Source organism: bacterium (assembly GCA_028820935.1).
Taxonomy (GTDB): Bacteria; Actinomycetota; Acidimicrobiia; order Spongiisociales; family Spongiisociaceae; genus Spongiisocius.
This window is the reverse complement of the sequence record JAPPHZ010000011.1, coordinates 37446-58947: the sequence shown is the minus strand read 5'-3', so window position 1 is coordinate 58947 and position 21502 is coordinate 37446. Positions and strand designations below refer to the sequence as shown.

Genomic DNA, 21502 nt, shown 5'->3' with positions numbered 1-21502 from the left:
CGGGACAATGATTGATCCGGGAGCAGTGCGGATCTGGACCGTGGCCGAGGCCAAGGGGCGTCTCTCCGAGATACTGCGCCTCGCAGAAACGGAGGGACCGCAACACATTGGTGTCCGCCGGTCCTTCGTGGTGGTGCCTGCGACCACATGGTACGAGAAGGCACCACCTCGCCAGCCTCTGGGAAAGTGGTTGATAGAGAACGTCCCGCGCGGGCTGAATCTCGACACTCCGGGTGACAGGCGATCCGCACGGCAGATTCCCTTCGGGGCACAGGCGCCGGATTGAACGGCTTTCTCCTGGACACCAACGTGGTGTCGGAACTGACGAGAGATAGCCCTTCGTCGCATGTGATTGCGTTTCTGGCAGATCACGACGATTTGTGGCTGTCGTCAATAGTCATACACGAGCTGGAATACGGCCTGTTGCTGCTTCCAGCCGGACGTCGGCAGGCTCGTCTCACCGCGGTGGTCACAAGCATCGTTTCCATATACGAGGACCGCATCCTGACCGTCGACAGGATCGCAGCGGAGCGGTCAGCTCGATTCCGAGCACAGGCACGCCGCACGGGACACATCCTCGACCTTGGCGACGCTCTCATCGCCGGAACGGCCCGCGCCAACAACCTGACGATCGCCACCCGAAACGTAGCCGACTTCCGATACGTGGCTGTCGACGTCTTCAACCCCTGGGACCCACGACCATGAGTGGGCCTCTCTCCGATGTCACCATCGTGGATCTGAGCCGGGTGCTGGCCGGGCCGTACGCCACCATGGTGCTGGCCGACCTCGGCGCCCGTGTCATAAAGGTCGAACCGCCGGGAGGGGGAGATGACGCTCGCCGGTTCGGGCCCTTCGTGGGCGGGCGTAGCGTCTATTACGAATCCCTCAACCGGGGCAAGACAGGTCTAACACTCGACCTCAAGGACGCGGCTGATCGGTCGCGTTTCGAGGCGCTATTGGACGAAGCCGATGTCCTGGTGGAGAACTACCGGCCCGGCGCCATGGAACGCCTCGGCTACGGGTGGGATGAGCTGTCGGCGCGCTGGCCCCGGTTGGTTTACGCGGCCGTGAGCGGGTTCGGGCACCGCGGACCCTACGCGGAACGTCCCGCCTACGACATGGTGGTACAGGGCATGGGAGGTCTCATGAGCCTTACCGGGGTGCCGGGAGGTCCTCCGGTGCGGGTGGGGACATCGGTGGGAGACATCACCGCCGGATTGTTCGCCGTGGCCGGCATTCTGGGCGCTCTACACGACCGGAAGCGGACGGGGCGGGGCCAGATGGTCGACATCTCCATGCTCGACTGCCAGGTGGCCATCCTGGAGAACGCCATCGCCCGGCATTCGGCAACCGGGGAGACACCCGGTCCGCTGGGCGCCCGCCATCCGTCGATCACCCCCTTCGGCGCCTACCGGACCGCCGACCGCCCGATCGTGATCGCAGCCGGCAACGACAGCCTCTTCCGGAGCCTGTGCGCCACGCTGGGCCGGCCGGGGTGGGCTGACGATCCCCGGTTCCTCGACAACGACGCCCGCACCCGGCATGTCAACGAGCTGGGTGAGGAGATGGAAACCGTGTTGACGGGGCAGCGGGCCGACGTCTGGCTGGAGCGGCTGGAAGAGGCCGGTGTTCCGAGTGGCCCGATCAACGACATCGCCGATGTGATGGCCGACCCGGCCGTGCGGGCCCGCAACATGATCGTCGGGGTCGATCTCCCCGACGGCACGAGACTGGAGATCGCCGGGAACCCGATCAAGCTATCCGCCCATGACGATTCCCCGAGCCGTCCGGCCGCGCCGGACGGCCCCGGTGGGCCGTGATCCTCCGGATGCCGGACGGGGGACGAGCCGGCGGAGCCTGTGCCTATCGTTGGAGCCGGGGCCGACCCCGAGTCCCGGATGGCTCCACCATCCGCCACTGACCGCTAGGACGCCGTATGGACCCATCTCCTCCCGCCTTCAGCACCCGGGTTCGGGCCACCATGACATCGCCGGTGAGCGAGGTGCGGGCTTGGGCGGCGAGCGGCGCCCGAGACCATGGCTATCCGCTCCTCGACGTATCGCAGGCTGTTCCCGGATATCCACCACCTACCAGCCTGGCGGAGCACCTATCCGGGCTGGATCCGGCCGCCATCTCGCGATACGGACCGGTCCTGGGCGACCCGGAACTCCGGAGCGCCCTGGCATCCGACCTCTCGGCCGCCTACCGGGGAACGGTCCGGTCCGACCAGGTGGCCATCACGGCCGGCGCCAACCAGGCCTTCTGCCTGGCGGTGGCGGTTCTGTGCGAGCCCGGCGACCGGGTCATCCTGCCCGTTCCCTACTACTTCAACCACGACATGTGGCTGAGCATGAGCGGCGTGGAGCGCGACTACCTGGCCTGCTCGGACGGGATGCTCCCTTCGGTGGAGGCCGCCGCCGCCTTGATCGACGATCGCACCCGGGTCATCGTCCTGGTCACCCCCAATAACCCGACCGGGGCCGTGTATCCCCCCGAGCTCATATCCCGGTTCGCCCGCCTGGCGGCCGACCGGCAGCTGTACCTGGTCCTCGACGAGACATACCGGGACTTCCGGACCACCACCGAGCCCGCGCACCATCTGTTCGAGGACCCCGGCTGGGACCGGTCCGTCATCCATATCCACAGTTTCTCGAAGGTGTACTCGATCCCAGGCTTCCGGGTGGGCGGCATGGCTGCCTCCCCCGGCTTACTCCACGAGGTGGACAAGGCGGCCGACTGCCTCACGATCTGCCCCAACCGGATCGGCCAGGAGGCCGCCCGGTACGGGCTGGCGCACCTGGCGCCGTGGGTGGAGTCCAATCGCCGCACCCTGAACCGCAGGGTCGAGAGCTTCGCAGCGTCCATGGAGGACAGCCCCTACTCGGTGGCCTCGGCCGGGGGTTTCTTCGCGTACGTCCGCCATCCGTTCGAAGGAGTGGCAGGCAAGGAAGTGGCATGGCGGCTGTTCGACCGGCTCGGCATCCTGTCGCTGGCGGGCGAGATGTTCGGCCCCGGCCAAGACCGCTACCTGCGGCTGGCCTTCGCCAACCTGGAAGACCACCAGGCCATCGAGCTGGCCCGAAGGCTGATAACCGGCACCGAGTCCTGGTAGGACTCAACGGGCTTACGCCCGTGCGGCCTGTTAGTGCTCCGCCAGCGCGATGGCGAACACGAGGGCCTGGGAATCGGTGTGGGTGATCGTTATCTCCACTCGGGTTACTTCTAGCGAAGCGGCGCGTGCGGCGCCGGTGCCGGTCAGGTTCACCTCCGGCTTACCTCCGCCCGTGATCTCGACATCGCGCCAGCGCACCATCCGGTATCCGGTACCGAGCGCCTTCATCACCGCTTCCTTGCCCGCGAAACGGGCGGCGTACCGGCGGGCCGGGTTGGAGAACCGCTCGGCGTATGCCTGCTCGTGAGCCGTGAAGCACCGTTGCGCGAACCGTGGATAGCGGGCGAGGACCCGTTCGACCCGATCGATCTCGGCAATGTCCACGCCCAACCCGATGATCCGCATGGACAGCAAGGTTAGGAGGGCGCTGAGCGAACGGGCGTTACTCGACCGTCACGCTCTTCGCCAGGTTGCGCGGCTGGTCGATGTCCCTGCCCAGGCGGCGGGCCACGAAGTAGGCGAGCAGCTGGAGGGGTATGGCGGCCAGGATGGGCGAGAAGACGTCGGCGACCCGAGGTATCCGGAGCACGTGGTCGGCGACCATTCCGATCTCCTCGTCGTCCTCGTAGGCGACCGCGATGACCAGGCCGCGGCGGGCCTTGACCTCCTGGAGGCCCAGCATGGCCTTGCTGTGCACGTCCTCCTGGGTGACCACCGCCACCACCGGGGTGCCTTCCGAGATCAGGGCCAGGGTCCCGTGCTTGAGCTCGCCGGCCGGCATCGCCTCGGCATGGATGTAGGAGATCTCCTTCAGCTTGAGGGCGCCCTCCATGGCCGAGGCAAGGTCCAGGCCGCGGCCGATGAAGTAGGCGTCGGGGGATCCCGCCAGTATGTCCGCCAGGCGGGAAACCTCGTCCATGCCCTCCAGCACGCGGGCCGCCTTACCGGGAAGCGTCCGCAGCTCCGCTACCAGTTCCCGCTCCGCCGTCCGGGAGAGCGTGCCCCGCCTGCGGCCGAGCTCGATGGCCAGCAGGCTCTCCCCCACCAGCATCGCCACGTAGGCCTTGGTCGAGGCAACCGAGATCTCGGGTCCGGCCCACGTGTACAGGACATCGTCCGCCTCCCGGGCCAGACTCGATCCCACCACGTTGGTCAGGGCCAGCAGGCGGGACCCGCGCCGGCGGGCCAGGCGGGCGGCGGCCACCGTGTCGGCGGTCTCTCCGGATTGGCTGATGGCCAGGGTCAGCGATCCGTCGCGGAACAGCGGCTTGCCGTAGCGAAGCTCGTGCGCGAAGGCGACCTCGCCGGGGATGCCGGCCAGCTGCTCGAACAGGACCCGGCCCACCAGGCCGGCGTGGTAGGCGGTGCCACAGGCGGTGATCCAGATCCGGTCGATCGCCGCCGGGTCCGGATCCGACCAATCCAGGTCCTCCAGCGCCACGTGCTCGCCCCCGTCCCTGCTCGGCCGGATCCGCGCCCCCAGGGTTCGGGAGATGACGTCTGGCTGCTCATGGATCTCCTTGGCCATGAAATGGTCGAACCCTCCCTTTCTCACCGAATTGGTCTCCCAGTCGGCGGTGAAGGGCTGCTTCCGGACCGGACTACCGGCGATGGTCTCGAGGGTGGCGCCGTCGCGGGCGACGGTGGCGATCTCACCGTCCTCCACCAGCAGGAACTCCCGGGTGTACTCGAGGACGGCAGGGATGTCGGATGCCAGGAAGTTCTCTCCCTCCCCCAGGCCCACCACCAGCGGGCTGATCATCCGGGCCGCCACGATGCGATCCGGCTGGCGGGAGGTCATCGCCACCAGCGCGTAGGCGCCCTCCGCCTGGCGGATGGTGCGGCGGACCGCCTCGGTCAGGTCCCCGTCGAAGGCAACGGCGACCAGATGGGCCAGAACCTCGGAGTCCGTGTCGGAACGGAAGGCAATCCCATCGGCCTCGAGCCGGTCGCGGAGGGCCTGGAAGTTCTCCACGATCCCGTTGTGCACGACCACGAAGTCGCCGGTCGTGTCGGAGTGGGGATGGGCATTGCGGTCCGAAGGAACCCCGTGGGTGGCCCAACGGGTGTGGCCGATGCCGGCGTGGCCGGGAAGGGGGGACCGATCCACCCGTCCGATGAGGCGGGCGAGCTTCCCTTCCGCCTTGGCTACCGACACCCTCCCGCGGTCGGTGACCGCCAACCCGGCGGAGTCGTATCCCCGGTATTCCAGCCGGGCCAGGCCATGCATCAGAACGTCCTGCGCCTGGCGGGGACCCACGTAGCCGACGATGCCGCACATCTTCGCCTCCCAACCCTCGGGTCTGCTGCAAACCGATGCCGGACCCGCAAGGATGCTGGGCGAAGGCACCCGCTCGTGGCCTCGGTCAGGACACGGGGCGGTTGCTCGCCGGGCGGCGTGCGTGCGGCCGGAGAGGCCGGATGGCAGGCGGGTCGCATCCACCCGGCCGGACCCGGCCGGCGGCGCGCCGCGCGCCGATCACACGCTTCCACTCCGGTCCGGTCTCTGTCACCCCGGTTGCCCGCGGCTTTTGCTCCGAACCGTCACGACCGTGGAAGGGCCGAGAGGGCATCCGCCGAATGCTCGATGATCCCTCTTCCTCGTCACCCCGGTCCGGCGAGTCGATCTCTCGATTCGACAGCCGGGGTCAGGCGCTTGAAGAAACGGTTGTCCGTGATCGGTTGTCGCATCCAGATTAGCCCCGATCCGCACCGGCGCGGACCATCAGGCATCGGCCGGCTACACGCGGCCGAGTTCCTCGCGGACCACTCCGGCCAGCCGGTGGGCGATCGAGTCGGCGGTCTCCGCCCTGGCGGCCTCCACCATCACCCGGACCAGGGGCTCGGTTCCCGAAGCCCGCACCAGTACCCGTCCATCGTCGCCTAGCTCGGCCTCGGCCGAGGCGATCGCCTCCCCCAGGCCTTTCGCCCGGTCCAGATCCCGGGACCGGACCGGCAGGTTGACCAACACCTGGGGGAACTCGGTCATCGCATCCCGCCGCAGGTCGGCGAGCGGGCGCCGTTCCCGAACCAGCACCTCCAGGAGCCGCAGGGCGGTGAGAAGGCCGTCGCCGGTCGTCCCCCGGTCGAGTTGGATGACGTGGCCGGACTGTTCCCCGCCCAGCACCGCGCCGTGCTCGCGCATCGCCGCCAGGACGTAGCGATCGCCGACCTGCGTCTCCAGCAATTCGATCCCCGCCTCCCGCATGGACCTACGGAACCCCAGGTTGGACATGACCGTGGTGACCACCTTGTTGCCGACCAACTCTCCCCGTCTCTTGAGATGGAGGGCGATGATGGCCATGATCACGTCCCCGTTGACGACACGGCCATCCTCATCGAGCGCGATGAGGCGGTCGGCGTCGCCGTCGAAGCAGAACCCGATCCGGCCACCGGCCCCGGTCTCCGCGGCCAGGCGCTCGGGCGAGGTGGCGCCGCAGCCGTCGTTGATGTTCATCCCGTCGGGATCGGCGAAGAAGGTCACCACGTCAGCGCCGAGCGAGGCGAACAACCGGGGAGCAGCCCGGTAGGCGGCGCCGTTGGCGCAGTCGAGGGCGAGGCGCACCCCCTCCAGCGACCGGGAGGCATGGGAGCCGATCGCGGCCAGGTACCGGTCCGTCGCGTCCGGGAGGGCACGGCCGGCGCCCACCCCGGCTCCGGTGGGGCAGCGCCAGGGAGCTCCGCGGGAAAGCCGGGCCTCGATATCCGCCTCCCGCTCGTCATCGAGCTTGAAGCCGTCGGCATCGAGGAACTTGATCCCGTTGTCAGGCGCCGGGTTGTGCGAAGCCGAGACCATCACTCCCAGGTCGGCGCCGAGTCCGGTCACGAGGGCGGACACCCCGCCTACCGGAATCACGCCCGCGTCGAAGGTGTCTACGCCGACCGAGTGGAATCCGGCCTGCAGCGCGGCGACGAGCATCGGACCGGAGCGGCGGGTGTCACGGCCGACCACCACCACGCCTCCGCCCGCCGGCTCGCCGGCGGCGCGGGCCAGACCCATCACGAGATCGACACCCAGTTCGGAGTTGGCTAGCCCGCGCACACCATCCGTACCGAAGAGCCGGCGGGGATGAGAGGGATTAACGGGCAAGGTGGGGTGCGGCCCGGATGGGGACACGGAGAATCAGGGCCGGCGGCACTCTCCTACCGCTTGGTGTACTGCGGCGCCCGCCGAGCCTTGCGGAGACCGTACTTCTTGCGCTCCACGACCCGGGCGTCCCTGGTGAGCAACCCGGCGCGCTTGAGGTCGTGGCGGAGGCTCGGATCCATACTGGCCAGGCTGCGGGCGATGCCGAGGCGGAGGGCATCTGCCTGGCCATTCACGCCACCACCGTGCAGCTTGGCCACGATGTCGTAGCGGCCCTCCAGGTTGGCGACCCGAAGCGGCTCCAGCACCCGCATGCGGCGGGCCATGGTGGGGAAGTACCGCTCCAGCGACCGCCCGTTGAGGGTGAACACGCCGGTGCCGTGGTAAAGGCGCACCTGGGCCACCGCTTCCTTGCGGCGCCCTGTTGCCTGGGCTACGGCTTGGGCGACGGCTCGGGCCATCAGAAACTCACCTTCCTTATGGCGAGGTCGAGAACCTCCGGAGACTGGGCTTGATGAGGATGGTCCGGACCCGCGTAGACCTTGAGCTTGCGGATCATCCGGCGGCCCAGCTTGGTCTTGGGGAGCATACCCCGGACCGCCCGTTCGATGACCGCCTCGGGTCTACGCTCGATCAGGCTCTCGAACGATTCCTCCTTGAGGCCGCCGGGGTAACCGGAGTGCCGGTAGTAGATCTTGTTCTGGCTGTTGGTGGACGTGACCGCCACCTTCTCCGCGTTGACCACCACCACGAAGTCGCCGCCGTCCATATGGGGCGCGTAGGTGGGCTTGTGCTTGCCGGCCAGTATCGGAGCGAGGCGCGAGGCGAGGCGCCCAAGCGGCACGTCGGCCGCGTCCACTACGAACCAGCGCCGGCTGATGTCATCGGGCTTGGGGGTGTAGGTGGTCTGTCGCTTCACCATCGTCGCTCGGTTGCGGATCGGGATACTGGAAGGGGGCCGGAAAGCCAGGTGGTCGGCTATAAACGGCGGGCCGCCGGATTGTAGCGAGGTCAGCGGCCGGTTGCCAGCCGCTAACGGTAGTGCACCTGCCACAGGACCAGGCCGTGGGGCGGGGCGGCCCCCCTGGCCTCGTTCCTGTCCCTGGCGCGGAGGACCTGGGGGGTGGCACCGGGTTCGATCCGCCCCCTACCCACTTCCACCGAGAACGCGACGATGGACCGGACCATCTGGTGGCAGAACGCCGTTCCTGCGATCTCCAGTTCGAGGATGCCGCCGTGCTGGGCGGACCAGGCGGCCGAGAGAACGGTACGGACGGTCGAAGCCCCTTCCCGCCTGCGGCAGAAGGAAGCGAAGTCGTGCTCGCCGACCAGGTAACCCACCGCCCGGTTCATCGCCCCCAGATCGAGCGGCTTGCTGACGTACCACGAGGTCGTCCGCCGGAGCGGGTCGGGATGCGGACTGTTGAGGACCCGGTACCGGTACGTGCGGCGAGTGGCGGAGAAGCGTGCCGAGAATCCATCCGGCGCTCGCGCCGCGGCGTATACCACGATCTCGGGCGCCAGGAGCTTGGTGAGGGAACGAGCCAGCCGGTCGGGATCGACCGGTTTGGCGGTGGAGAAGGACACCACCTGATGGCGGGCGTGGACTCCGGCATCGGTACGCCCGGCCACCACCGTGTCTACGGGCTCGAGAACGCGGGCCAGAGCGGCCTCCAACTCACCCTGAACGGTGCGCACGGTGGGTTGGCGGGCGTAACCGTGGAATCCTGATCCGTCATAGGAGAGGTCGAGACGGTAGGTCGGCATCCGGGCGGAGCGCCCTTCTCGTGGTCCGCTAGAAGAGGATTATCGACAGGTACCAGCCGAGCAGGCCGGTGGCGGCGACGAAGCTGTTCTCCGGATGGTCGAGGTCGAACTGGGCGCCGACCGCAGTGCGGAGGGCGAGGAAGAACCACACCGCGGTGATCAGCAGCGCCACCAACCCCAGCAGGCCCGGTCGCCCGGCCAGGACCAGCGGGAAGAAGGCTACGTTGGCGAAGCCGACCATCCTGAAGGTGGCTCGGTGGTTTCCGTGGCGCTTGAAGATGTATACCGAGGCCGCCCACACCGCGGCGGTCACCAGGAGGGCGCGGAAGATGCTGGCAAGGATGGCGAACGCCGCGCCGACCAGCGAGAACGACCAGAACTGCGGAAGGATCCCGGCGATGATGATCATCACCACCGCGTTGCCGGTCGCGTACTGGTCGAAGAGCAGCGACTCGTAGAAAGGCCGATCGAGGCGGCCGGCTCGGATCATCTGGGAAAGCATGACGTCCTTGAGAATACGGCCTACCCGGCCGAAGTAACAGGAGCGACGAAGGCCGGCGGGATACCGCCCAGGCTACCACCACGCCCGCGGGCGCCTCGGTCCACCCACCAGGTGTTCCTCACTCGCTACACCCCCCTGACGCGCCGGCGGAAGTACTCGGTGGCGATCCAGGCGGTGACCAGACCGCTCAGGGTGGCCAGCACGACGACCGGGATGCGGAAGCTGCCCGTCCGGTCGATCCACCAGCCGGCCAGGGCGATTCCCGACGTTGCGCACCAGGCCGCCGCCGTCAGGCCTCCCGAGAAGGCCCGCACCGCCAGCCGCGGCGCCATGCCCTGCCCGGCCAGGTGGCCCAGCAGCCCCCATATCGGGTAGTTGAAGAACCCGAATCCCAGGGCCGCCACCATCAGGCCCGTGTACGACCAGGCCAGCACGAGAACAACCAGACCGGTGGCGTAGGCGAGAGAGATCACGCCGATGACCAGCACGGGCGATACCCGATCCGACCACGCGCCCATCATCACGGCCGCCATCAGCCCGACGGACGAAGCAATCCACCACAGCCCGGCCACCCCCACCGGTGACACACCGAACTCGTCCACCGCCGTGGCCGACATGTAGCTGACGAACGTGAAGCCGCCGAGGCCGGCCCCGACGCTGAGCAGGATCACCATCCGACCGGTCCGGACCGCCCACGTATCCCTCCAGTCTCTTCGCCGCACGGCGGTCCTGGCCAGCCGCGGCCTCGAGCCAGGAGTGCGGGGCAGCAGCACCAGGACGGCCAGCCCGGTCGCCACCGACACCGCAGTTGCGATCACGAAGGCCAGCCTCCATTCGTCCGGTCCGGCGAGGAAGAGCGCGTACGCACCGTTGATGCCACCCCCCACTCCGGCGCCCGAACTCGCCACCACGGTGACCCGCCCGAGGGAGGAGGGCTCGACCACCCGGGCGATGAGGCGTACCGACGCCGACCAACTGATCGGCGCCATCAGGCTGATGAGCACCACCGATCCGGCAAGAACCACCGGCGATCCGGCCCCCACCGCCACCAGGAACCCGACCACGCAGACCGACAGCGCGGCCAGGATGATTCCCCGTAGCGGGAACATGTCCACCACCCGGACACCCACGGCTGCGCCCAGACCGTACGCCAGAAGTCCTGATGACACGGCCAGGCCCAGGGCGCCATAGCCCGACCCGAAGCTCTCACCGATGCGCGGCAGGAGGGCAGGAACCAGACCGTTGCCGAAGCCGTGGGTGACCATGATCACGGCACAGAAGAGCGCCGCGGCCCGGCCCGTCCCTATGTAGTCCTCAGGCGCGGGACTCGGGGGACCGGCGCCGCCCTCGGTCGTCAATCCTGGCTCTCCGGAGAATCTCGTCGATGGGCGTGACGGCCAGGTCGCCGAGTTGCTGAACGTACTCGTATCCGAACCGTCCCTTGATACAGAGGTGTCCGGAGGTGACCGAGTGGTCCATCGGCGAGGTGACCTTCACGATCCGGTTGTCCTGGACGTGGAGGTCCAGGTTGCAACCGACCCCGCAGTACGAGCAGATGGTACGGGTGACGGTCTGGCCGTCCTCCTCCCACATGCCTGCCTGGCGCAGCTCGTACTCGCTGCGGAACATGAGGGCGCCGGTGGGACACACGCCTATGCAGTTCCCGCAGAAGACGCAGGCCGAGTCGGTCAACCCGGTGTCGAACTCGGTCGAGATGCGGGCGTCGAAGCCCCGCCCGGCCACCGCTATGGCGAATGTGTTCTGTGCGTCCTCGCCGCAGGCCTCCACGCACTTGTAGCAGAGGATGCACCGGGAGTAATCCCGCACGTAGAGCTCGTTGTCCACCTTGACCGGCTGGTAAACGGTCTCGGCTGCGGTCCCGGGACCGATCCGGTGGTGGCCCGCCTTGCGCTGATCGCGGTCGCCGGAAGGATCGGCGGGCGGGCCGTAGCGGTCGGGATCGCAGCCGTAACGGTCCATCCACGCCACGGTCTCCTCGTCGACCAGGTCGAGTTCGACCGAGGAGGCCAGGAACTCGTAGACCATCTTGCGGGAGTGGCGGACCCGGTCGCTGTCGGTGGCCACCTCCATTCCCTCCTCGGCCGGGCGGCTGCACGAGGGCACGAGGGTGCGGTTGCCCTCCACCTCCACCACGCATACCCGGCAGACGTTTACCGGGGTCAGGTTGTCCAGGTAGCAGAGGGTGGGCTGGTCGTTGCCCAGAACGCGGCAAGCGTCGAGGATGGTCGACCCGCCCGGAACCGTGACGGAGGTCCCGTCTACGGCCAGCGTGATCTCAGCCACGAGACCGCTCCAGCAGGCCCAGATCGATGACCGACCGGATGGCAGTCGACGCAGTGTGCCCCAACCCGCAGATCGAGGCGTCCATCATCACCCGCGCCACCTCCTCGAACAGATCCTCGTCCAGGGGCTCGCCGCCATCGTGGCGAGCCAGCAACTCCTCCTGGCGGACGGTACCGACCCGGCAGGGTACACACTGGCCGCAGGACTCGTCCCGGAAGAACTGGGCGATCCGCCTGGTTATGTCCGGGAAGTCGGTCCGGTCGTCGAACACCAGGATCACGCCGGAGCCGAGCGTGGCGCTGCGGGACCGGGCATCCTCGAAGGTCAGCGGCATGTCGAGATGGTCCTCACCGACGAACACCCCGGCCGCGCCTCCGAGCATCACCGCTCCTATACGGCCGGTTCCGGTAACGCCCCCGGCCAGGTCGATCAGTTCCCCCAACGTCCGGCCGAACTCCACCTCGTACAGGCCGGGCCGCTCGACGGCGCCGGACAGGCAGAACAGCTTCGGCCCGGTCGACTCCCCCGTTCCGATCTCCGCGAAGGCGGCCCCGCCCTCGAGCACTATGTCGAGCACGTTGATCAGGGTCTCGACGTTGTTGATCACCGTGGGACGTCCGAACAGGCCCACCTGGGTCGGGAAGGGAGGCTTGTTACGCGGCTCCCCCCGCTTGCCCTCGATGGACTCCATCAGGGCGGTCTCCTCACCGCAGATGTAGGCGCCTCCGCCACGCCGGATCTCGATCTCGAACGTGCGGCCCGAGCCGGCCACGTCCGCGCCGAGGAGGCCCTCCGCCCGGGCGCGGTCGATGGCATTCTGGAGGCGGGACTGGGCCAGGGGATACTCGGCCCGGATGTACAGGTACCCGAGCTCGGCCCCGACGGCCAGCCCGGCGATGGCCATCGACTCGACCACCGCGAAGGGGTCGCCCTCCATGATCGCCCGGTCCTTGAAGGTGCCCGGCTCCGATTCGTCGGCGTTACAGATCAGGTAGTGCGGCAGGGCGGGTGACCGGGCTACCGCCTCCCACTTGATCCCCATCGGGAAGGCGGCGCCCCCCCGTCCCCGGAGGTCGGACGCCTTGATCTCGGCGATGACCCGTTCCGGCCCCATCTCGACGGCCCGGGCCAGGGCCTGGTAACCGCCGGCCTCCCGGTAGGCGTCCAGGGAGTTCGGATCGACCGTGCCGATACGTTTGAGCAGCCGCAACGACGGATCCCCCGCCTGCGGCACGACGGGCGGGACTTCCCCGGCGGAGCCGCCTTCAAGCACGTCGGTGACGCGGTCGCAGGTAGCGCCGACCAGCACGGTGTCCTCCTCGCCGGCCCGCTGGAAGAAGACAGCCGGGGCCTGGTCGCACTGACCGAGGCACGGGCTGGGATGCACGTCAGGGCGGCCCTCCAGGCCCTCCAGTATCTCGGCGCCGCCCATGGTGCGGCAGGCCACGTCGTCACACACGTGAGCCACGCGGGCCGGCCGTTCCTCCAACGACAGCAAGGCGTAGAAGCCGGCCACGCCGTACGCCTCCGCCGGGGGGACCAGCAGCCGCTCGCAGATGTAGTTGAGCGCCCCGGCGCTGACCCATCCGATCGCGTCGTTCACCGCATGGAGCGCCGGCAGCAATTTGTGACGGCTCTCCACCGAGAGGCGATAGCCACCGAACGCCACGCGCCGGTCGGCTGGCTGCGCAGGTTCCCCGTCCCCGGATGGAGAGGGGGGTCCTAGCAACGCGTCAACGGCCAACCGCTCCGCGGAGGTCGGCTCGGCGGACATGAGTCGCAGGTCGATGGGAGTCTCCTAGACGTTTGCCGGGAAATCCCTTACAAAGGGGATGGCTTGGTGGCCGACAGCTCTGTGGTGGCCGACAGCTTTCATGCCCGGTAGTTTGCCACGGGCTGGAGTTCCGATCGTCTCCCGGCATCCTTGCGCAAGGGATCGATGCGGACCGCGGTGGCCTTGAACTCGGCGGTACCCGACTTGGGGTCCCACGCGTCGATGGTGAGCAGGTTCACATCCACCTCGTCGGGATCGTGGACGGCCATGAAGGCCAGGCCGCGGCGGAGCGTACGATCGAACAGCACCGGCGCCTCCACGGACCCCCGGCGCGACACGACGCGGACCAGGTCACCCTCGGCCACACCGAGCTCGGCTGCGTCCGCCGGAGCTACCTCGACGGCCACCGCGGTCCTCAGCGGGGATGAGTAGCCCCCGGACTGGACGCCGGTGTTGTAGGAGTCGAGCCGGCGACCTGTGGTGAGCCGGATCGGGTATTCCTCGCTCAGCTCGTCCACCGGCGGGGCCCACGGCGTCGGGAAGAAGGGGGCCGGGTCGCGAGGCAGCGGATCGTCCCAGAGATCACCGTGCAGGAACAGGGTGCCGGCATGGTCCTCGTCGGTACACGGCCACTGGAGGCCACCCGCCTCGGCGAGCCGGCGGTACGACATCCCGGCGTGGTTGGGTGAGAGGCTGCGGAGTTCGTCCCAAACCTCCTCGGCGGTCGGATACCCCCAACCCCGGCCCATCCGTTCGGCGAGAGCCGAGATGATGTGCAGATCATCTCGAGCCTCTCCAGGAGGGTCGAGAGCCTTGCGGACGCGCTGCACGCGCCGCTCGGAGGAGGTCACCGTGCCGTCCGTCTCGGCCCATCCGGCCGCCGCCGGGAACACCACGTCGGCCAGCTCGGCGGTCCTGGTCATGAAGATGTCCTGCACCACCATGAAGTCCAGCCCGCGCAGGAGGTCGCGGGCATGGTCGGAGCGGGCCTCCGACTGGGCAGGGTTCTCGCCGATCACGTACAGGGCGGTTATCTCGCCGTGCTCCATCGCCTCCAGCATCAGGGACAGATGCTTGCCGGCCCGGTCGGGCACGGATCGGCCCCAGAGGGCCTCGAACTTGCCGCGTGAGACCGGATCCTCGATCGACTGGAAACCGGGCAGCCGGTTGGGCAACGCGCCCATGTCGCCGCCACCCTGGACGTTGTTCTGGCCGCGGATCGGAACCAATCCCGATCCGTAGCGCCCGACATGGCCGGTCAGGAGGGCCAGGTCTATGAGGGCGAGGACGTTGTCGGTGGCGTTGTGATGCTCGGTTATGCCCAGCGTCCAGCAGATCTGGGCCTGTTCCGCAGTGGCATAGTCGTGAGCCATGCGGCGGATGACTTCGGGGGGCAGGCCGGTGATCTCGGCGCCCCGCTGCAACGTCCACGGCTCCACCGACTCGGCATAGGCCTCGAAACCCTCGGTCGAGTGCCGGATGAACTCCTCATTATGCAGGCCGGACTCGATTATCTCGCGCGCAAGCGTGTTGGCCAGCGCGATGTCCGAGCCCACCTCGAGCCCGAGCCAGACGTCGGCCCACATGGCCGACGTGGTGCGGCGCGGGTCGATCGCGTACAGCTTGGCGCCGTTACGAACCCCCGTCATCAGGTGATGGAAGAAGATCGGATGCGCCTCCCGGGCATTGGAACCCCAGAGCAGGATCACATCCGTGGTCTCGATCTCCTCGTAGGAACATGTCCCGCCTCCTACTCCGAACACTGCCGCCAGACCGGCGACCGAGGGAGCGTGTCAGGTGCGGTTACACGAGTCGATGTTGTTCGACTCCATGACCAGCCTGGAGAACTTCTGCGCCAGGAAGTTCATCTCGTTGGTCGCCTTGGAGCACGAGAACATGCCATAGGCGCTACCGGTATGGCGGCTCAACCCGGCCGCCGCCCGGTCGAGCGCCTCGTCCCACGTTGCCGGCACCAATTCGTCATCCCGTCGCACGTACGGGGTGGTCAATCGGGGAAGCGTCACCCTCGGCATTCCATCACCTCCTTTCCCTCACTCTCCACCAACGGCCGTTCACCCCCGCCTAGGTCGCACCGACGGTCGATTGGAACGGGATCCGGTTCACGCAGAATTCGTTGCCGTCGGGATCCGCCATCACCGTCAATTCGTACTCGGCCTCCGTGACCGTCTCCACGATTCTGCCACCAAATTGCACCGTACGCGCGAGGATCTTGTCAAAGTCCTCCTCGTTCGAACCCTCGATGTCGAAGTGGATCGGACTCTTGTCGGCCGTGACACGGTCCACCTGCTGGAGAACCAGATCGCACCCGGGCAGTACCGGGCCCATGAACAGGTAGTTGTCGAGACGCCTCCCCGGCGCCAGGCCGAGTAAAGAACCCCAGAATGCGGCCGACCGATCCAGGTCGAGACAATCTATGACCAGGTACCGGATCGAGGCGGCCGACCCTTGCACACGCTCGCCCGCCGCTGCAGCCGACAAGTCAGAACAGGCCGACGATCTTGCCGTCTTCATCGATGTCTACATTCATGTACGCCGGCCGGGCCCCCAGTCCCGGCATGGTGCGAATCTCACCCAGGAGAACCACCAGGAAGCCGGCGCCGACCGACGCCCTGACCTCGCGGACCGGCACGGTGAACCCGCTCGGCCGCCCTTTCAGAGACGAATCGTGCGAGATCGAGAGAGGGGTCTTGGCCATGCAGATCGGGAGGTTCCCCATCCCGGCCTGCTCGAACTCGGCGATCTGGCGCGCCGCCTTGGCGGAGTAGTCGACCCCGCCGGCGCCGTAGATCTCCCGGCAGACGGTCTCTATCTTCTCCTTGATCGACCGCTCCGACGGGTAGAGGAAGCGGAAGTCCGCGGGCTGTTCGCACGCCTCCACCACGGCCTCGGCCAGCTCCAGCGCTCCGCGGCCGCCATCGGCCCAGTGGCTGGACGTGACCGCCGCCAGAGCTCCCGCCTCCCGGGCGGCCCGCTTGATCACCCGGCGCTCGTTCTCCGTATCGGTCGGGAAGGTATTGACCGCCACCACCACCTCGATCCCGAAGCGGCGGGCGTTCTCGATGTGAGCCATCAGGTTGACGAGGCCGGCCTCCAGCAGGGGCAGGTTCTCCTCGGTGTAGGCCGGGGCGAGCGGCCGGCCGGCCACCACTCGAGGGCCGCCACCATGGGTCTTGAGGGCGCGCACCGTCGCCACCAGGACGACCGCATCGGGCTTCAGACCGGAGGCCCGGCACTTGATGTTGAAGAACTTCTCCATGCCCATGTCGGCCCCGAATCCCGACTCGGTAACCACGTATTCCCCGAGCTGGAGCGCCACCCGGTCGGCCAGGATCGACGAGTTGCCATGGGCGATGTTGGCGAACGGGCCCGCGTGGACGAAAGCGGCCTGGCCCTCGAGCGTCTGCATCAGCGTGGGATGCAGCGTGTCCTTCATCAGGACGGTCACCGCGCCGCCCACGCCCAAGTCGTCGAGGGAAAGGGTGTTGCCGTCGGTATCCGCTCCGACGACGATCCGACCGCAGCGGGCCCGGAGGTCGCGGAGCGCCGAGGCGTAGTCATGGCCGTCGGTGAGCGCCAGGATCGCCATCAACTCGGAAGCCACAGTGATGTCGTAACCGGTCTCGCGGGGCCGGCCGTCGATACGACCGCCCAGGCCCACCACCACGTTGCGCAGTGCCCGATCGTTGACGTCCACCACCCGGCGCCACTGGGCCCGGAACATGTCGATATTGAGCCGCCCCAGCCCGATCGCCTCGAGCTGGGCGTCGCTCATGCGCCCCTCGTGGTACCAGCGGGCATCCATGGCCGCGGCCGCCAGGTTGTGGGCCACGCTAATGGCGTGCATGTCGCCGGTCAGGTGCAGGTTGAACTCGTCCATGGGGATGACCTGGCTGTAGCCACCCCCTGCCGCCCCGCCCTTGATCCCGAAGGTGGGTCCCATCGAGGGCTGGCGGATGGCGGCGACGGCCTTCTTCCCGAGGAGGCCCAGTCCTTGAACAAGGCCGATCGTGGTGGTGGTCTTGCCTTCCCCGAGAGGTGTGGGCGTTACCGCGGTGACGTCGATGTACTTGCCGGGTGAACGGGCGCCGACCCGCTTCAATATGTCGAGGTGGACCTTGGCCTTGGTAGAGCCGTACGGAATCAGCTCATCGGCACGGATCCCAATCGAGCGAGCGACCTCGGAAATCGGGGTGACCGGAGCGGCCTGGGCAATCTCGAGATCGGAGGGAAACCTACCGGAAGCACTCATGCAAACTCCGTGAACAGTGAATTGCCGAGGGAATCCTACCCGGATAGTCCTGCCGGTCCGTGTGCTACGATGCGGTACCGTTCCGCATCGTGAGAAACATGGATGGTTCGTCGGGCAAAGCGGCCGGTCCCACACTAAGGTCATGATAAGGCGGTGAGGCCGAGCGAGTCATCAAGTGCGAGGCACGCGGTGACGAGTGAGGAAGGGAGCGGTCGTGGCCGGTGACGGGCTGATTCGCCTCGAGGACGTTTACAAGATTTTCGGTCCCCAACCTCACGGTAGGGCCTTTGACCTCGCCCGGGCCGGGGTGGGTAAGGACGAGGTGCTGCGCCAGTCCGGCCACGTTATCGGCATCCGCGATGTCAACTTCTCGGTCTCCCAGGGCGAGATATTCGTGGTCATGGGCCTCTCCGGATCCGGCAAGTCCACGGCTCTACGCACCGTCAACAAGCTCTTCGACGCCACGGCCGGCCAGGTTTGGGTCGACGGAACCGATGTCCAGACCCTGAACGGCGCCCAGCTCCAGGCCTTCCGGCGCGAGAAGATGGGGATGGTGTTCCAACATTTCGCCCTGTTCCCGCACCGGAACGTGATCGACAACGTGGGCTACGGCCTCAAGGTCCAGGGAGTCGACAAGACAGAGCGGGACGCAGCCGCCATGAAGGCCCTGTCGTTGGTGGGCCTCGAACCCTACGCCCGCAACCTACCCCGCGAGCTGTCCGGCGGTATGCAGCAACGGGTCGGGCTGGCACGGGCTCTGGCCACGGATCCCGACATCCTGCTGATGGACGAAGCCTTCTCAGCCCTCGACCCGCTCATCCGCCGCCAGATGCAGGACGAGATGATGGAGATCCAGAACGAGCTACAGAAGACCATCCTGTTCATCACCCACGACCTCAACGAGGCGCTGCGGATCGGCGACCGGGTGTGCATCATGAGGGACGGCGCTGTCGTCCAGATCGGGACCCCTGAAGAGATCCTCACAGAGCCTGCCACCGCTTATGTGGCAGAGTTTGTCCAGGATGTGGATCAAGGCCGCGTGATCGAATGTCGGGAAGTCATGCTGGAACCCAAACCGATCGATCCCGACTTGTCCCTCGCCGATGCCTTGGACCACATAGGTGATCGGAGCGGCGCCTTCGCCTGCGACCCCAACGGTCGACCCACCGGGCTCCTGACCATCGCCGACTGCGTCAGGGTGGCGAGCATGGGGTCTGTCAACATGTCGGTCGCCCTCAGGGATGACTTCGACACCACCACCGCCGAGACGACGCTCAACGACGTGTATGCATCGGCCGGCAGGGGGTTACCCATCGCGGTCACGGACGACGACGGCCGGCTGATCGGAAACCTGGATCCGCGGCACATCATGGAGGAAATGGGACGGGTCGAACAACTCATCGACGGCTTCGAGCGGGAGACCTACCTGTGAGAGTTCTTGCCGACACCTCCACCATTCTTGCCCAGGCACAGGAGCGTATCCCGATCTGGGATAACGCCATTCTCGACGAGTGGAAGATCCCCTTCGGGGATTGGATGCTACAGGCCACCAGGTGGATAGCGGTCAACCTCGAGACAGTGCTCGATATCATCGCCTGGCCGTTCGAGGTCATGGTCCGCAATCTGGTGCGCGGCTTCCTCATCGAGATCTCGTGGTTGTGGATCGTGCTGGCGATGGCGTTGGTGGCGTGGCTCACCCGGAACCTGAAGGTTGCCACTTTCGTAGCTGCAGCGTTAATGCTCTGCGGATTGCTGGCCCAAGAACAATGGAAAGAGACCGCCGCCACGATCGGGCTCATCGGGGTGGCGGTGATCCTCTGCGTGGCGATCGGGATCCCGGTCGGTATCGCCTGTGGCAGGGTGGACAGCATCTGGCAGGTGACCCGACCGATCCTCGATGCTATGCAGGTGGTTCACTCCTTCGTCTACATGTTGCCGTTCATCTGGTTCTTCGGCTTGGGCGAAGTCTCATCCACGATGGTCACGATGGTCTATGCCCTCCCTCCACTGATCCGCCTGACCAATCTGGGCATCCGGCAAGTACCCTCCGACGTGGTCGAAGCCTCCCGCGCCTACGGCGCATCGGAGGCCCGCGTCCTGTTCGACGTCCAGATCCCGCTGGCGCGGCCCGCCATCATGACCGGCATCAACCAGACCCTCCTCCTAGCCATCTCGATGCTCGGGATCGCCGCGCTCATGGGCTCGTTCGGTCTCGGGCGCGTGCTGCTACGGGCCATAAACAACCAGGATGTCGGAGAAGGCGCGGCCGGAGGTTTGGCCTTCTTCCTGGTGGCAGTCGTGCTCGACCGCATGTCGCAGCGCCAGGGCACCGAGTCCACCAACTTTTTCAAGCGGGTTCAACTGGCTTGGAAGCATCGCCGCGATCCGGAGGTGCTGATCCCCGATACGGAACCAACGGCCATAGTCGAGTACCAGGAAGCCGAGGAGTATGCCCCGGTCTCCAACCGTGAGCGTCTTCCGATGCTGCTGGTGCTCATCGGAGGCTTAGTAGCGATCGTGAGCACCTTCCTCCCATGGACATCGAATGCCGGCAAGATGAGCGCTTTTGGAAGGTGGGCGGACGCTTCTCTCGAAGGCGAACTTGCTGGTCAGGTCTTCAGCGGCCTGTCGGCCTCCGGAGGATCCTGGTTCGGTATAACCGTGCTGGCGCTGGGTCTGTTCGTGGTGCTTGCGGTACTGGCCTTCGGCGCCCGACCGGGCCGAGCGCCCCGATGGCTGGCAGTAGATGGGACGGTCATCGCTGCAATCTCCATACTGGTCGTATCTTCCGCTCATTGGCTGGCCCAATCAGTGACCGACGCCAGGATTGCAGTTGGCGCCGCGGATCCCGGCCAGGGTATCGGTGTGTACCTAGCGTTGGCAGGAGGGCTTATCGGCTCGGTCGGAGCGATTCTGTGGATAAGGGTCGCAGAACACGCGCCGCTCCACCCGCTCCCGCTGGGAATAAACTGGGGGAGGATCATCGGCCTGGGGATCGCGATCCTCGTTCTCCTTGTCGGCGTGCTCTCCGGTTGGAGTGCTGACAGCCGTCCGGATAGAGCCCTCACACCTGAGGCCATGGCGGAAGCCGAAGCGCGGGCCATAGAGATAGAGGAACTCAAACGCAGCGCGGATGAGGATCCAGAGAATCAGGCCGTATACGCGGCCGATCTCCTTGTCCTGGAAGCCCAAGCCAGGCAAGCATCGTTCACCAACGGTCTCGTCGGCAGCGGCCCGCGACTCGGCCTCTGGGCACTGATTGCCGGAGTGCTGGCTATGTTGACCGGCCTTCCCGCTGCGGGAGTATTCGGCGGCAATGAGCAGTGGAGATGGCGTTGGAGTACCGTGACAGCTGGGCTGGGAAGCGCTGTGACGTGTATCGCCTTCGCATGGATCTTCACGCATGTCCGCTCCGGCGACAACCAGTTCCTGACGGGATTCGGAGCCTTCGTTACCTTGGTCAGCGGACTGTTGATACTGGCTTCCACCATGGCCGTACTCAAGGAATTCCGGCGTTCCAAGGTCTACGGAGACCCGTCGGATTCGAAAGCCGAGCCCGACACCGCAGCAGCGGCCACGGTCGGAGCCCGTATGTGAACCCCCACCCACGCGGGAGTAGGGACTCCCGCCAAACCGAACTCAAGAAACGAACCAGAAAGGAGCATGATGAAACTCAGTATCAGAGT

The 21502-nt window shown here is 67.0% G+C and carries 19 protein-coding genes; 6 read left to right on the top strand and 13 right to left on the bottom strand.

The features are described from left to right. Positions 1-7: 7 nt before the first annotated feature. The 4 genes from OXM57_02410 to OXM57_02395 all read left to right on the top strand — a co-directional run bounded on the left by OXM57_02410 (position 8) and on the right by OXM57_02395 (position 3112). Positions 8-286 (top strand): hypothetical protein, encoded by a 279-nt coding sequence (locus OXM57_02410; protein ID MDE0351536.1) that lies wholly within the window; start codon positions 8-10, stop codon positions 284-286. Further along, complete coding sequence (locus OXM57_02405) at positions 283-705, top strand: type II toxin-antitoxin system VapC family toxin (GenBank protein ID MDE0351535.1); 423 nt, start codon at positions 283-285, stop codon at positions 703-705. Before OXM57_02410 ends, OXM57_02405 begins: the two co-directional genes overlap by 4 nt. Beyond that, entirely contained in the window at positions 702-1820 is a 1119-nt protein-coding gene (locus tag OXM57_02400) for a CoA transferase (protein ID MDE0351534.1), read from the top strand. Before OXM57_02405 ends, OXM57_02400 begins: the two co-directional genes overlap by 4 nt. Before the next feature lie 116 nt (positions 1821-1936). Next, complete coding sequence (locus tag OXM57_02395) at positions 1937-3112, top strand: aminotransferase (GenBank protein ID MDE0351533.1); 1176 nt, start codon at positions 1937-1939, stop codon at positions 3110-3112. Positions 3113-3142: 30 nt separating this feature from the next. On the opposite strand, the gene acpS is transcribed toward OXM57_02395, so the two are convergent. The 13 genes from acpS to OXM57_02330 all read right to left on the bottom strand — a co-directional run bounded on the left by acpS (position 3143) and on the right by OXM57_02330 (position 17816). After that, positions 3143-3517, bottom strand: a complete 375-nt coding sequence (gene acpS, locus OXM57_02390; protein MDE0351532.1) for a holo-ACP synthase — start codon at positions 3515-3517, stop codon at positions 3143-3145. Between the two features lie 37 nt (positions 3518-3554). After that, on the bottom strand, positions 3555-5393 hold the full coding sequence (glmS, locus tag OXM57_02385) for a glutamine--fructose-6-phosphate transaminase (isomerizing) (protein ID MDE0351531.1): 1839 nt from the start codon (positions 5391-5393) through the stop codon (positions 3555-3557). A gap of 459 nt (positions 5394-5852) precedes the next feature. Then, on the bottom strand, positions 5853-7202 hold the full coding sequence (gene glmM, locus OXM57_02380; GenBank protein ID MDE0351530.1) for a phosphoglucosamine mutase: 1350 nt from the start codon (positions 7200-7202) through the stop codon (positions 5853-5855). Positions 7203-7255: 53 nt separating this feature from the next. Then, on the bottom strand, positions 7256-7660 hold the full coding sequence (rpsI, locus tag OXM57_02375; GenBank protein ID MDE0351529.1) for a 30S ribosomal protein S9: 405 nt from the start codon (positions 7658-7660) through the stop codon (positions 7256-7258). After that, entirely contained in the window at positions 7660-8121 is a 462-nt protein-coding gene (gene rplM, locus OXM57_02370; protein ID MDE0351528.1) for a 50S ribosomal protein L13, read from the bottom strand. Before rplM ends, rpsI begins: the two co-directional genes overlap by 1 nt. A 110-nt stretch (positions 8122-8231) precedes the next feature. Beyond that, entirely contained in the window at positions 8232-8966 is a 735-nt protein-coding gene (gene truA, locus OXM57_02365) for a tRNA pseudouridine(38-40) synthase TruA (protein ID MDE0351527.1), read from the bottom strand. A 28-nt stretch (positions 8967-8994) separates the two neighbouring features. Beyond that, complete coding sequence (locus tag OXM57_02360) at positions 8995-9456, bottom strand: hypothetical protein (protein MDE0351526.1); 462 nt, start codon at positions 9454-9456, stop codon at positions 8995-8997. A 137-nt stretch (positions 9457-9593) separates the two neighbouring features. Beyond that, positions 9594-10826, bottom strand: coding sequence for an MFS transporter (locus OXM57_02355; protein MDE0351525.1), 1233 nt, complete (start codon positions 10824-10826; stop codon positions 9594-9596). After that, complete coding sequence (locus tag OXM57_02350; protein ID MDE0351524.1) at positions 10783-11772, bottom strand: 2Fe-2S iron-sulfur cluster-binding protein; 990 nt, start codon at positions 11770-11772, stop codon at positions 10783-10785. The genes OXM57_02355 and OXM57_02350 overlap by 44 nt, the downstream gene beginning before the upstream one ends. After that, the gene (locus OXM57_02345; GenBank protein MDE0351523.1) at positions 11765-13546 is read right to left on the bottom strand and encodes an NAD(P)H-dependent oxidoreductase subunit E; all 1782 of its coding nucleotides are present in this window, start codon (positions 13544-13546) and stop codon (positions 11765-11767) included. Before OXM57_02345 ends, OXM57_02350 begins: the two co-directional genes overlap by 8 nt. Positions 13547-13644: 98 nt before the next feature. Then, complete coding sequence (locus OXM57_02340; protein ID MDE0351522.1) at positions 13645-15579, bottom strand: molybdopterin-dependent oxidoreductase; 1935 nt, start codon at positions 15577-15579, stop codon at positions 13645-13647. A gap of 49 nt (positions 15580-15628) precedes the next feature. After that, positions 15629-16018, bottom strand: coding sequence for a VOC family protein (locus OXM57_02335; GenBank protein MDE0351521.1), 390 nt, complete (start codon positions 16016-16018; stop codon positions 15629-15631). Between the two features lie 28 nt (positions 16019-16046). Further along, positions 16047-17816, bottom strand: a complete 1770-nt coding sequence (locus OXM57_02330) for a formate--tetrahydrofolate ligase (GenBank protein MDE0351520.1) — start codon at positions 17814-17816, stop codon at positions 16047-16049. A gap of 196 nt (positions 17817-18012) precedes the next feature. On the opposite strand from OXM57_02330, the gene OXM57_02325 reads away from it, so the two are divergent. Then, positions 18013-19248, top strand: coding sequence for a glycine betaine/L-proline ABC transporter ATP-binding protein (locus tag OXM57_02325; protein MDE0351519.1), 1236 nt, complete (start codon positions 18013-18015; stop codon positions 19246-19248). Next, positions 19245-21413: an ABC transporter permease subunit gene (locus OXM57_02320; GenBank protein ID MDE0351518.1), complete on the top strand. Its 2169-nt coding sequence runs from the start codon at positions 19245-19247 to the stop codon at positions 21411-21413. The genes OXM57_02325 and OXM57_02320 overlap by 4 nt, the downstream gene beginning before the upstream one ends. Positions 21414-21502: the final 89 nt, after the last annotated feature.